General features: G+C 44.9%; 14 protein-coding genes. 9 read left to right on the forward strand and 5 right to left on the reverse strand.

Going from position 1 to position 13191, the window contains the following annotated elements:
- Nucleotide 1: 1 nt before the first annotated feature.
- A complete protein-coding gene (locus LH23_RS16980) occupies nucleotides 2-925 on the forward strand; it encodes an alpha/beta fold hydrolase (RefSeq protein WP_039293670.1) in 924 nt (307 codons plus the stop codon).
- Nucleotides 926-944: 19 nt separating this feature from the next.
- Entirely contained in the window at nucleotides 945-1877 is a 933-nt protein-coding gene (locus LH23_RS16985; protein WP_039293673.1) for a LysR substrate-binding domain-containing protein, read from the forward strand.
- Here the strand turns inward: LH23_RS16985 and LH23_RS16990 are convergent.
- Entirely contained in the window at nucleotides 1850-2644 is a 795-nt protein-coding gene (locus LH23_RS16990) for an SDR family NAD(P)-dependent oxidoreductase (protein WP_039293677.1), read from the reverse strand. The genes LH23_RS16985 and LH23_RS16990 overlap by 28 nt on opposite strands.
- Nucleotides 2645-2862: 218 nt before the next feature.
- Here LH23_RS16990 and LH23_RS16995 point away from each other — a divergent pair, with 218 nt between their 5' ends.
- Together LH23_RS16995 and metQ are read left to right on the forward strand one after the other, a co-directional pair.
- A complete protein-coding gene (locus tag LH23_RS16995; RefSeq protein ID WP_081946178.1) occupies nucleotides 2863-3585 on the forward strand; it encodes a CDP-diacylglycerol diphosphatase in 723 nt (240 codons plus the stop codon).
- Nucleotides 3586-3822: 237 nt separating this feature from the next.
- A complete protein-coding gene (gene metQ, locus LH23_RS17000; protein ID WP_419672491.1) occupies nucleotides 3823-4584 on the forward strand; it encodes a methionine ABC transporter substrate-binding lipoprotein MetQ in 762 nt (253 codons plus the stop codon).
- Nucleotides 4585-5003: 419 nt separating this feature from the next.
- On the opposite strand, the gene LH23_RS23115 is transcribed toward metQ, so the two are convergent.
- Entirely contained in the window at nucleotides 5004-5534 is a 531-nt protein-coding gene (locus tag LH23_RS23115; protein WP_052050295.1) for a winged helix-turn-helix domain-containing protein, read from the reverse strand.
- A gap of 406 nt (nucleotides 5535-5940) precedes the next feature.
- On the opposite strand from LH23_RS23115, the gene LH23_RS17010 reads away from it, so the two are divergent.
- Complete coding sequence (locus LH23_RS17010) at nucleotides 5941-6495, forward strand: LuxR C-terminal-related transcriptional regulator (protein WP_039293683.1); 555 nt, start codon at nucleotides 5941-5943, stop codon at nucleotides 6493-6495.
- Nucleotides 6496-6627: 132 nt separating this feature from the next.
- Here the strand turns inward: LH23_RS17010 and LH23_RS17015 are convergent, their stop codons facing one another.
- Nucleotides 6628-7377, reverse strand: coding sequence for an SDR family oxidoreductase (locus LH23_RS17015; protein WP_039293685.1), 750 nt, complete (start codon nucleotides 7375-7377; stop codon nucleotides 6628-6630).
- A gap of 146 nt (nucleotides 7378-7523) precedes the next feature.
- Nucleotides 7524-8354, reverse strand: coding sequence for an SDR family NAD(P)-dependent oxidoreductase (locus LH23_RS17020; protein ID WP_039293688.1), 831 nt, complete (start codon nucleotides 8352-8354; stop codon nucleotides 7524-7526).
- A 291-nt stretch (nucleotides 8355-8645) separates the two neighbouring features.
- Here LH23_RS17020 and LH23_RS17025 point away from each other — a divergent pair, with 291 nt between their 5' ends.
- Complete coding sequence (locus tag LH23_RS17025) at nucleotides 8646-9545, forward strand: AraC family transcriptional regulator (RefSeq protein ID WP_052050298.1); 900 nt, start codon at nucleotides 8646-8648, stop codon at nucleotides 9543-9545.
- Between the two features lie 102 nt (nucleotides 9546-9647).
- Here the strand turns inward: LH23_RS17025 and LH23_RS24050 are convergent, their stop codons facing one another.
- A complete protein-coding gene (locus LH23_RS24050; RefSeq protein WP_052050299.1) occupies nucleotides 9648-10322 on the reverse strand; it encodes a GntR family transcriptional regulator in 675 nt (224 codons plus the stop codon).
- An 88-nt stretch (nucleotides 10323-10410) separates the two neighbouring features.
- On the opposite strand from LH23_RS24050, the gene LH23_RS17035 reads away from it, so the two are divergent.
- The 3 genes from LH23_RS17035 to LH23_RS24175 all read left to right on the forward strand — a co-directional run bounded on the left by LH23_RS17035 (nucleotide 10411) and on the right by LH23_RS24175 (nucleotide 13167).
- Nucleotides 10411-11586, forward strand: a complete 1176-nt coding sequence (locus LH23_RS17035; RefSeq protein ID WP_039293693.1) for an MFS transporter — start codon at nucleotides 10411-10413, stop codon at nucleotides 11584-11586.
- 32 nt (nucleotides 11587-11618) lie between these two features.
- A complete protein-coding gene (locus LH23_RS17040) occupies nucleotides 11619-12203 on the forward strand; it encodes a cysteine hydrolase family protein (RefSeq protein WP_419672492.1) in 585 nt (194 codons plus the stop codon).
- A gap of 697 nt (nucleotides 12204-12900) precedes the next feature.
- A complete protein-coding gene (locus LH23_RS24175; protein WP_039293697.1) occupies nucleotides 12901-13167 on the forward strand; it encodes a hypothetical protein in 267 nt (88 codons plus the stop codon).
- The last annotated feature ends 24 nt before the right edge of the window (nucleotides 13168-13191 follow it).

Here is a 13191-nt window from a genome sequence, read left to right on the forward strand (position 1 = left end):
AATGATGAAAGAGAACGCTGATTTTATTTGCGACAGGGGGGCATCGCCCTTTATCCCGGATTTCCAGCTCATGGACGTGGTGCTGGATAACGGGATTACCCTGCGCGCTGCCGTGGGTGGGCAGGGTGAACCGTTAGTTTTACTGCATGGCCACCCGCAGAACCACGTTACCTGGCGTAAAATCGCGCCGGTTCTGGCGCAGCATTTCACCGTCATCATGCCGGACATCCGTGGCTATGGCGACAGCGCTAAGCCCGACAGCGACGACGATCACCGCAGCTATTCCAAGCGTGAAATGGCGAAAGATATTGTCCTGCTGGTGGCGAGGCTCGGTTTCCAGGACGGTTTTGCTTTTATGGGGCACGATCGCGGGGCACGGGTCGGGCATCGCCTGGCGCTGGATTACCCGGCGCAGGTTAAGCGCAGCATCTTTATTGATATCGCCCCGACGGCAACCATGTATGCGCTAACGGATAAAACCTTCGCCACTCGCTATTTCTGGTGGTTTTTCCTGATCCAACCTTCGCCAATGCCGGAAAAAATGATCGCCGCAGATCCGGCGTTTTTCCTGCGTAAGCATATTGATGGCCAGCTTAAAACCTCCGGTGCAACGGAGCCCGAAGTGTTTGCCGAGTACCTGCGCTGTTACCAGAATCCCGAAACACTGCGGGCCATCTGCGAAGATTATCGCGCCTCAGCAGCCATCGACCTTGAAGATGATGAAGCCGACAGGCATCTGCGCATTACCAGCCCTTTGCTGGTGCTGTGGGGAGAGAAAGGCACCGTGGGCCAGCTTTATGATGTGCCCGCGACCTGGCAGGAAAAAGCGCTGGACGTTCGAGGGCGAGCCATGCCCTGCGGTCACAGTCCGCAAGAGGAGTGTCCTGATGTGCTGTTGAGCGCTATTATGCCTTTCTTAACCTGACGCAGAAGATGGCATACCGATGAGCCCCAACGAAACCCCACGCGCCGCCTGGCCGCTTGTTGAAGATTTGAATGTCTTTGTCACCGTGGTGCGCAAAGAAAGCTTTGCCAACGCGGCGGCGGAGCTGGGGCTTTCTCCGTCTTATGTCAGTAAACGCATTGCGCTGCTGGAAAAAAGTCTGGGTATGCGGCTGTTCCATCGCAGCGCCCGCGCGATTCATTTAACGGCCGACGGCCATAAGGCGTTAAGCGGAGCACTTTCGGTACTGGATAGCATGGGGGATTTTGTCTCAGGACTTGCCGCCTGGCGGGACACGATCGAAGGCAATATTCAGATGAGCTGCTCATTTGGTTTCGGCTCAGTATATATGCCTGATGCGCTTTCGGCGCTGGCGGAGCGTTATCCGGCGCTAAATATCAAGCTAACGCTGACGGACAGAGTCGTTGATTTGATAGAGGAGGGCGTTGATATAGAGATTCGCGTTGGCGATGACATCAAAGACCTGTATATCACCCGGCAGCTCTCTACCAACAACCGCGTATTGTGCGCGTCGCCAGGCTACCTGGCAAAACACGGAACGCCGGAAAATATCGCCGATCTTAAATCTCATAAATGCCTCGTTATTCAGGAACGCAGCGCCCAGTTCGGCGTGTGGCCGTTAACCAACGGCGAGGAAAGCGTGCAGACTCATGTCAGCAGCCAGCTCTCTTCGAATAGCGGTAGCGTGGTATTAAGCTGGGCGTTGAAGGGCCACGGCATTATTCTGCGTTCACAATGGGAAGTTCAGCGCCATATTGCCCGCGGCGAGCTGGTGCAGGTTTTGCCTGACTGGCATCAGGCCGCTAATATTTGGGCAGTTTATTCTAATCGTACTAGCGGCTCAGCGAAATTAAAGGTCTGCATTGATTTTCTGGTGGATTATTTTCAGCGCTTTCCGCCAGTGGCGGTGTGACTAATTTCAACACCTGAATACTGTGCACAAGCGGCCAATAAACGTTGCTGGAGGACAGGCTCTAAAGCGGCCTTCAAGGTATCTCCCGGCTTTTGATGATAGAAATAACCGCCGGTTGGTGCTGCAGAAAGCGAAGGATCGGCCGACAGCCACACCTGAGTGGCCGGGCCAAGGTCAAGCGCATCCGGCGCCTCCGCGCCCCCCATTTTTGTCGGTACCCAACCGGGATCGACACAGTTGGCCATCACCTCAGGCCAAAGTCGGGCAATAGCGAAAGTCAGTAGCGTGATGTGCAGCTTTGAATCCGAATAAGCCTGTTCGCTATTCCAGGCTCGTTTCTCCCACACCAGATCCTGTAGCGTGACATCACCCTCCGAGTGCAACGACGAACTCAAATAGACCAAACGTTTAGGGGGTTGAATTAACGCCGTCAGAATGTAAGGGGCAAGAGTATTCACGGCAAATATTTGCGGTAACCCATCTATGGTCATCAAGCGTTTGCTCTCCTGATATCCGACGGCGGCATTATGAATAATCGCATCAAACCGGCCAGCTGCATTTACCGTCTCAGCCAGGTGTTTTGTCTCGGCAATGCTTGAAAGATCGGCCGAAAAAACAGTTTCTGCGTCAGGAATCTGCCTGAGTGCCTGGGCGGCACGGGTTTTATTGCGGGCATGGAGCACAACCTTGTGCCCCTCGGCGACCAAACGCTGGGCGGCCATTAAGCCAAGGCCATCGGCTGAGCCAGTAATAAAAATCCTTGCCATTTATAACCTCCTCGAATGAAAGATGAAGTCCCTGCTGACGGTATACGTTTTTGTAAAATAAAACATATTCACTGGGGCGTGTGTCCGATTATGCTTTATCAGATAAACGTTGCCCTTCGTTGTTGCCAGGTAAGGATGAAGAAATAATGAAAAGAAACGGAATTGCGCCCCTGGTTTTTACCAGCTTAAAACGAGGTGTGATCCTTGCCGCGCTCTTCATGCTGGTGGGCTGCGCCCGCTCCGATGCGCTGTGGGGCGTGGTCGATAAGGTTTGCATGACTAACTATCAGCAGACGAGCAATCCGGCACCCTGCCAGCAGATCTATATGCCTGAAGGGAAGGCCCACGGCTTTAGCGTTATCCAGAACCCGCGTTACCCCTACCATTTTATCCTGGTTCCCACGACGAAGATGACCGGCATCGAAAGCCCGGCGCTGGCAGCGGAAGGGCGCACGGACTACTTCGGCTATGCCTGGCTCATGCGTCGCCTTTTAGCCTGGCAATATGGTGCCCCGGTCCCCGACGATAAACTTGGGCTGGCGCTTAACTCGGCTTATGGCCGCAGCCAAAACCAACTGCATATTCACCTTACCTGCCTGCGGGAAGACGTCAGGCGTCAGATGCTGGCAGAACGTCCCTTTATAACGGAAGAATGGCGCCCCTTGCCCGATAAACTCCTGCGTTACACCTGGTATGCTCGCCGGGTAATGCAGCCGACGGTGATGGGCATTGACCCCATTCACAGCGTCGCCAGCTATTTTCATTTATCACCAGAACAGCTGGCAGAGTGGGGCGTGGCTGTCATTCCAACCACCTACGGCGCTCAAAAAGGGTTTATTTTGTTAGCCACTAAACGTGGTTGGGACCGCAATAATAGGGCCTCGGTGGAAGCGTTACTGGATAAAGAGTGTGCGATATTGTCACCTGAAGCGCTCCTTTGAAGAGAACTTCAGCTGAAGTTGATGAGATACGCAGCATCAGATTTTTTTACACATAGGTTATGTCTTTTTCTTATTTGCCAGTATCAGTGCAGTTTGAAAAACTCTCCCTGCCTCATCTGAACGGTGGGTAATTTCAAATTTGCTGTTTTTATTGGTTTAAGGAAGACGTTATTTATGCATTCGGCGATAAAACATACTGTGAAAATTTCTCTGCTGGCTGTTTCACTGGCTGGCACTATGCTGCTTACCGGCTGTGGTCCTAAACAGGACGCGAATCATATTAAAGTGGGTATCAGCGCAGGCATCGATCAGCCGCTTTGGGATACCGTCAAAAAGGTCGCAAAAGAAAAATACAATCTTGATGTCGAAGTGGTGACCTTCACTGATTATGTTTTACCCAATTCTGCATTAAGCAGCGGCGATATTGATGCCAATTCTTTCCAGCACGGCCCGTATCTGGATAAGCAAATAAAAGAACGTGGCTATAAATTAGCCGCGGTGGGCAATACTTTTGTTTATCCCATTGCCGGTTATTCCCGCAAAATCAAATCTGTGTCTGAACTGAAGGATGGGGCGCAGGTGGCTGTGCCTAATGACCCAACGAATCTAGGCCGTTCACTGCTGCTGCTGCAAACGCAAGGTTTGATAAAACTAAAGGACAATGTAGGCCTGCTGCCAACGTCTCTGGATATTGTAGAGAATCCTAAGCACCTGAAAATTGTTGAGGTTGAAGCAGCGCAGCTAACTCGCGCTATTGATGACGACAAAATCGATCTCGCGATCATCAATACCAACTATTCCAGCCAGATAGGGCTGACACCCGCCAAAAACGGCCTGTTTGTAGAAGATAAAAACTCGCCGTATGTGAACATCATTGTTGCCCGGGATGATAATAAAGACAGCGAAAATGTGAAAAATCTTGTGAAGGCATACCAGACCGATGAAGTGGCCGCCGCCGCTGATGAAATTTATCACGGTGATGCCGTCAAGGGCTGGTAAGCGTTATGTTGGGATCCCGATGTTCGGGATCCTATTCAGATAGCTGAGCCAGCATCGTGGTGTCTATCGAGTAAACAGATGCGTGCCTACAGACAGGCACCCCGTCAGTATAAAAAAGGATGAATATACGACCAGGATAATTAACGGCTTCATGAGTTTCCCTGATATTTAAAAAAGCGAAACGCAGCCGCTCAAAACGGCCATCGAACACAGAAAAAATAACCAATACGTCAATTTTCTACACATACATGCCCTTCCAGACTCACCTTAATATTTCACTCAGTGTGGCAGAAGGGCATCAAGAAACTGTCAATGCAGTATGTAGAAATACTCAAGGTCTGCAGGCAATCTATTAGCCCCCAAATTATCTATGCGAAAACGATTTACTCACGCTCGTTTGAGAGACAGAAGCGTGAAGATCACAGAACATAAAAATATAAAACCAGTATCAATGCCAGTACTCCCCCTAAAAAACACAAGGGATATAGCATGCTATTGTGTTCATCATCATCCGCGATAGAATTCTTTATCACCGTTTTGGCATTCAAAATGCCAGGCTCGCTAATTTCTTCTACAGCATCATTGGGTTGAGCAAGCCCTTTCTGTTTGACTTCAATGCTAACGTGAACCGACTCAGGAATACACCATCCACGTCGGGTATGTGTTTCAATAATATTTTTATCTGCCCCTACGGCAGCCAGGGCTTTTCTGATAATAGAGATATTCTGATAGACGGTGTTATCGGAAACGACCGCTTTGTTCTTTTCCCAAACCAGTTTATGAAACTGCTTTATGGTAACAACCTCTCCCCGCAGTGATAGCAACACCTTCAGACAACGTGATGAAGAAGAGGGCAGAGTGATTTTTTGTTCCGGCAACGTCATCGATTCGAGGGCATTGCGACCTGGTTCAAATTTAACCTGGCAATTAACTAAAATAACCTCAGACATTCCATATCCTCCAACTAATCCAATCTCATTTAGGTTCATTTACTTTTAAAAACATGTTGCCGACATGTAAATTAAAAACATAAGATGAATTAATACTTCATAGATATCATTAAATTAACCATTAACTCATATGATTATGAACACATAACGCTTAACAACTCTAAATAAATATAAAGTCTGACACACCAGAGTGGAAATATCTACCATGTCCTCGTAAGATAATTCCCAGGCAAGAAAAAAGACAAGCAAACATCGATAAAAAATTACAGCATTACGTAAGTGCATTGCCTTAAATGTTACGGTAACCATTATCATTCAGTCGAACAGAATAAGATAATGATGACTGTGACTTATCACGGCTAATGAACGCGAATAATTAAACCATTAATAAAATAAGAGCATTCCCATGCAAAGAGCCTGCATCATATCAGATGACTTCTTCTATCTCGTAGGAATTGAAGAGATGACATCCAATGGCGTTGATACCATATTTTTTCTCGACATAAATATATGCATGAAAGAGCTTATCAGCAGAACCTATTCACTCTATATTATATCCTTGCACTCGTTAGCCATGAGCCATCAACTCGTCAGGAAAATGGCCGAGCAAAATTTAAAAATAATCATGGTGTATGATATTCCTGCAGAGATGCTTTACTCTCATGCTCGCTGCCTTTCTAAACGGGATAGCATAGAAAACATTAACCGTTTTTTTATTGATACCACACTGGGTAGAACAAAAGGATGGAGCAATATCACCTTAAGGCAAATGCTGATTATTAAAAAACTGGTTGCCGGAAAGACACAGCATTTAATTGCCAGGGAAGATGGTTGTTCGATCAAAACCGTATCTGGAATAAGAAATAGACTGATGGTAAAGCTAGGACTAAAGCCGATGAACGATTTATCGCTGTTGATAATCGACATGATTATTTGCTCTGTAAATTCTGATAAAACTTAGGATCGCGCCTGCTACGGAGGTTAAAGATAGACCCGGCGTCTTCATCGGTGATTATTTTACATCCATATTTTATTTCACGCCTGTGACTTTTTGCCAGACAAAAAGATTGAACTCTCTTTGTCTGGCTTTTTATTAAATCTGTTCCGTTGGGAGTATATATATTTCGGCAACATTTATATGTGCAGATGTTTTTGCTGCATAGACAATCGATTGTGCGATGTCCTCTGGGGATAGAAATTGGATGCTTTTTTTATAGTCCTCAAGAGCTTTGCGTTTTTCAGGAGTTGTGGTTTGCTCGGGTAATTCAGTGGCAACAGCACCAGGCTGAATAGAAGTAACTCGAATATTATGCTTGTTACCCAGCTCCATTCGCAATCCTTCACTGAGCGCCGAAATAGCGAATTTCGTCGCTGAGTAAACTGTAAACCCAGGTCCAAAAACTTTTCTCCCGGCAATGGATGATGTGTTAAATATATGGCCTGATTCTTTTTTTATCATATGAGGCAAAACAGCGCCGAGGCAATTTAACACACCCTTGACATTAATATCGACCATGTTATGCCATTCATCTAACTTGAATTCATCTATTTCTGAAACAGGCATAATCCCTGCATTATTAAATAGAATATCAATTTTCCCTTCTTTTTCGATAAGCTGCCCAACACCATTCTTTACCGATGTTTCATTTGCAACATCCATTTCAATAACAATAGCCGCTCCGCCTTCACTTTCAATTTCTTTTTGGAGTGAAATTAATTTTTCTATCCGTCTTGCGGCTATTGCTACAATAACACCTTCACGAGCAAGAGCAATTGCTGTCGCTGCACCAATGCCACTTGATGCGCCGGTTATGAGTGCTATTTTTCCTGATAAATCATTCATATAGAGAACCTCTGAATTATAAGTGGATAAGTAGTTTTGATTTGAGGGTTTATTACAAAAGTCCTTCAATACCTAAGGATGATTGAGCTTAGTTAAGCCTGGAATATTACTGCAGTGCATAAAAACGGGTGAAAATAATGTGATGATTAATTTATATCAGTAGATTTTGAAAGTTCATGCCATTTTATAGCGTCATGGCGCAGATCATTAGCACGAGCCATCAACGTATCATAAGCATTACTACCCGCCCCCCATCTAACGGGAGGATTGTCAGATTCAACAAGTTTGACAAGAGCATGGCCAAATCTGACAGGATCGCCATTTTGTTGATGATTAGCCTGTGAAAGTAACTCTCGCCGGGCCTGGCTAATGGACTGATAATCATCAATAGTAATATCGCCAAATACTACTGAGCTGTTGTCTAAAAAATCAGTCCGAAACGGTCCAGGATATACGCAGGTTGCTTTTATGCCAAAACGTGCCAGTTCAATACTGAGAGATTCTGACCAGCCCGAGATTGCGAATTTAGTTGCACAATATAAGGAAGCACCTTCGAATCCCGTGATGCCACAGGTTGAAGAAATGTTCACAATATGGCCTGACTTCTGTGCACGCATGATCGGTAATACTGCCCGGGTAACATTAAATACGCCGAACACATTGGTTTCAAACTGGCGATGAACAAGCTCTGATGAAAGCTCCTCAAAGGCACCCAGTTGGCCAAAACCTGCGTTATTGACCAGCACATCGATGCGAGGCATAAAGGAAACCGCCTGCTGCATTGCCGTATTCACTGAATCAACAGATGTGACATCAAGCGGGAGTGCTATCAAGCTATCTTCGTATCCTGAAAGGGTAGTGTGGATACTTTCAGGCCTGCGGGCTGTAGCAATCACCCGATCTCCGTTCTCCAGCGCAGCCCGAGCAACTTCCAAACCAAGACCTCGATTCGCACCCGTAATAAACCAATTTTTCATACTTGTTGCCCTCCGATGCCAAAATGTTTTATAGCCTGGAGGGTCATCCTACGTTCATGCCGGGTCTCAGCAAAGATACATTACTTCCGATTAATTGCCCGATCCTCTTGCTATAACAACAGTGGATGTATGTTTTTCACCCAGCTTATTATCTGTCCAGTCACATATAGGAACAAATATTCCATTTTCAAAACGGGCTTGAGGCTTTATTCTGATTAATAGAACCCTATGATTTGATACATTTATTATCGTTTTCAGATGTCCTGGAAGCACTGATTGTGGAAATTAACCATGCTGGATAAAAATGTGCGCCTGCAGCTTGCAACCTATATCAAAGAGCTAACTTCCGAAACAGAGGTTTTAGAAACGGCGATACCGGGTATCACTTTGTTCAGGCGATCAAGTCCAGTTGCTCCACAGGCTGTTGTCTATGAGCCAAGTCTTGCCATTATTGCTCAGGGAAAGAAACAGACGCTGGTTGGGAACGAAGTTTATATTCATGATGAAACCCGTTTTTTACTGACTTCTATTGATCTTCCTACTATTGCTGAGGTTGTTGATGCCAGTGAAGATAAACCCTATCTATCTATTCTGATAAAACTTGATTTGCAGATAGTACGTGAATTAATTACAGAAATAGACTTGCTTGATATTGATCCCGCAGCAACATTTAGTGGTCTGGCAACAGGCCCTTCAACCGACGATCTTTTTGAGGATTCAATCAGATTGCTTACATTACTAAGCACGCCTAAAGACATCCCCATTATGCGTAACATCATTCTCCGTGGGATGTTCTATCGAGTTCTGACCAGTCCGGCGGGTTCAAGGCTCAGGGAGATAGTTTCTGCAGGGAGTAATAGCAACCGTATCGCTTTGGCTGTTAACTGGCTAAGAGAAAATTATCTGTTGCCTCTGCGTATTGAAGAGCTGGCGGGAATAGCCAATATGGGGATATCAACACTGCATCATCACTTCAGATTATTAACGTCAATGTCCCCCCTTCAATACCAAAAGCAACTGCGGCTTCACGAAGCCCGTCGGCTGATGCTAAACGATGGGCTTAATACAAGTACGGCGTCACTTCGTGTTGGCTATGAGAGTACAACACAATTTAACAGAGAATATCGTCGTCAGTTTGGTGCTCCGCCAATGACGGATATTCGCTCGATCCGTTCTGGTAAAAACGGGTGAGAGTTTGTTGCGCTCAAATGAATAATGCAAATTTTTTTCACACTCGTTTTCCATTTGCTTATTGAAATCCTGGCAGGACATCGTCTACACATGCTTGACGCGTTACAAATTATTGTTAATATACAATAATTTACGATCACCAAACTGCCTCTTATTATCATCTTTCAACAACATCAATAATTGTGAATGATGTTCCCGGAGGTGCGCCCGAAGAAAAGTCGTAGCCTGGTTGCGGTCACCATCAGATAGTGCCCGAATAATCTGCTGATGATCCTTCCAGCCTTGATTCTGTGGCTCTGTCTCCAGCCATCTCACTCTCGATAAGCGAGCGAGGGCGTCAGTCAACGCGTTAGTCAAAAAGGGATTGTTGGCAAGCCTGACAATATCCAGATGAAACTGAGTGCCGCTTGCGTGCAGTTCTTCTTTAGACAGATGTGCCTCTCCTGATACTGCATTGTGAGCAAGTCTCCGTAGAATTTCTGCATCAGGTTCATCAGGAATTAACTGAAGTGCAGAAATTTCCAGTATCTCCCGATAATCCATGAGTTGGTGAATTTCCTGTATATCAATAGGGGTCACCATCCATCCACGTTTCTCGCGTCGTACCAGGCCTTCCATTTCCAACTTCATCAGGGCTTCTCTGACTGGAGTGCGGGAAGCTGATGTTTGTGTTTCAAGCTGCCGTTCCGAAAGTCGTTCTCCCGGCGGGAGCTTAACATCAAGAATGAGTTTTCTAAGTTGTTGAATAATCGCTTCTGCCTGATTTATAGCCTTCATCACCGTCTCCAGACGCAGTTGAATGTGTTGACAGATATCATAACATACTACTATGGTATACCAGTTTGGTATACCAAGGTGATGCAATATGTTTAAAATAGAACCATGGCAGCGTAATTTGATTGTTTGCTTGTTTGGGGCGCTTACCACAAACATGTCTATGACACTCATGCAACCCTTCATGCCAGTGTTCGTGGCACAGTTAGGGATCAAAGAACAAGCTTCTGTCCTCCAGTGGTCGGGAATTGTTTACAGCGCGACTTTCGTAACAGCTGGACTCATCGCGCCTGTATGGGGGCATCTGGGGCACAGATATGGGCGTAAAGCGATGTTGGTTCGTGCCAGTCTGGGAATGGCCATATGCGTATTACTGATGGGGGTAGTATCAAATATCTGGCAACTTCTAGGCTTGCGTCTCCTTGTTGGATTGGCCGGTGGTTATGCTTCAGGGGCGACTATTCTGGTGGCAGTTCAGACGCCAAAAGAGCGGGCTGGTTATGCTCTCGGACTCCTTGCATCCGGTATTATGGCGGGTAATTTACTTGGTCCGCTTGCGGGGGGAATACTGCCTTCTCTCATAGGTATACGCCCCACCTTTGTTTGTGCCGGTGTTTTAATATTCATTGCATTTCTGGCGACCATTACTATGGTGAGCGAGGTACGATCACCATCTGTTAAAAAAGAAGAAGCTGGCGGTAACTGGTCACAGGTGGATAATAAGAAAGGGATTCTTGCAATGCTAGTAGCCGGATGCGCGCTGATGATAGGCAATATGTCAATTGTGCCTGTCATCACCAGTTATATTCAGCCTCTAGTGGAAGACCCGAAAAAAGTGACATTTATTGCAGGTTTAGTGATGTCTGCAGCTGCGCTTGGTAGTGTGATTTCTTCTTCCATTTTGGGAAATCTTGCAGACAGAGTAGGACATCAGCGAGTCATTATCATATCCCTTACTATTGCAGCACTACTTCTCATTCCGCAAGCGTATGTGACTGAGTCCTGGCAGGTGCTTATCCTCAGATTTCTGATGGGGGTCGCTTTAGGGGGGTTGCTACCATGCATTTCTGCAGTTATTAAAAATAATGTACCTGAACACTTTGTGGGTACTGTGCTCGGGTATTCTTTGTCTGCTCAATTTATTGGACAATTCATTGGACCACTGGTTGGCGGGTTTGTTGGTGGCCATCTTGGTCTCCCCGCAGTTTTCTTTACAACAAGCATTATTCTGCTGGTCAGTGTTTTTTTAACCTGGCGCTCACTATAAATTATCCTGACTACTTTCAAAGGAGATCTCGCATGCCCATGAGTATCAATGTTACAAACTCAGCATTATTGGTGATGGATTTTCAGAATACGATAATATCAAATTATTTTTCTGAAGATGAAATAGAGCCAATTTTAGCAAATGCAGCTGAATTAATAAAAACTGCGCGACATGCTAATATCCCAGTAATTTATGTGGCTGTTGGATTTAGACCAGGCCACCCTGAAATTAACTCTGACAATAGAATATTTGCTGCGGTAAAAAATTATGGATTATTCATCGTTGATGAGGAGGGGACAAAAATACATGATCTTGTCAAACCTCAAAATGAAGAACCAGTGATTATAAAAAATCGTATTGGAGCATTTTCAGGCACGGAACTTGAAACTATTCTGCGCTCTCAAAAAATTGAAACACTGATCATGGCAGGTTTAACGACCACAGGTGTTGTTTTGTCCACTGTCAGGCAGGCATTCGATCTTGACTACAGAATTATCATTGCCTGCGATTGCTGTGCCGATCCTGATAAACAGGCTCATGATGTGCTGATTGAGAATATTCTTACCTTGCATGCAGATGTTCTTACCACTAAGGCAATTACATCCTCAATTAAGTGAAGTAAAAGCAACCAAAGATTTTGGTTGCTTTTATTGTTCTTGTGACATTGATTTAATATAGATTAAATAAGAGAGATAATCGCTTCCAGATATATTTCAGCAGTTTTAAGAGCCAGGGCGGTTTTTTCTTTTTCTTCAAGTCATTGATAAGTGCAACGTCTCCTATCAATAATCCGGACTGTGTGGCTGATAAGGAAAATACAGGCTCTCTAATTGATGTGTGTCATGGCATAGTGCACTAAATGTAAAACTATCAACTCTGGCAGTGGTATCAGTCTCACCTGGTGGAGGAGGGGAGTGAGTGCCTTCTGAGGAAACTCCGATATTACGACTATATAGCGAAACATGATATCCATGGTTAACCAGTCCTGTCGCAAGTTTAATACCAGATTCACAATCACCTAAAAAAGCATTTTTTTTCATTTTCATCACCGTAAATAAGACTTGATGACATTTATAACATAAACAAAGCTATTCATAAGTTCCTGCGGCGGGTCAGTTGTGATGAGGTTTTTCAGTGCGTTCGCTTTTAGTCTATCAAATTATTTTTTTATTCTTCAATCATATGATTTTATTTGTTCATTTTATATTTTTAAACTTAAGTCACTATTGTAATTTTGGTTATTGCTTTCATTTTGTTACAGGGTTAAACATTGTCATTGGATATGATATTTCAATATTTCATAAGGGTTTTAAGATGAAAACATTTTTTTCACAGGTGCTGTGGTTTGAAAAAGAATCTGACTTTGAAGATTTCATCTCTAAGGTGGACATTTTTGAAGAAAAAAACTGGAAGGATTGGCACTCACGGACGATAGCTTCCATTTATGCTTTGAACAGATACGGAATTGTTACAAGAAAAATAATTGTCTTAGCAGATGATTTTATTACATGGTGTAATAATCAAGAACTGAAGCAGAATAAAGAGTCTATGGATTTATATTTAAAGTATTTATCTGCTTGAGTTGGATGTATTAATGCTGGGCAC

Source organism: Cedecea neteri, assembly GCF_000758305.1.
GTDB lineage: Bacteria > Pseudomonadota > Gammaproteobacteria > Enterobacterales > Enterobacteriaceae > Cedecea > Cedecea neteri_C.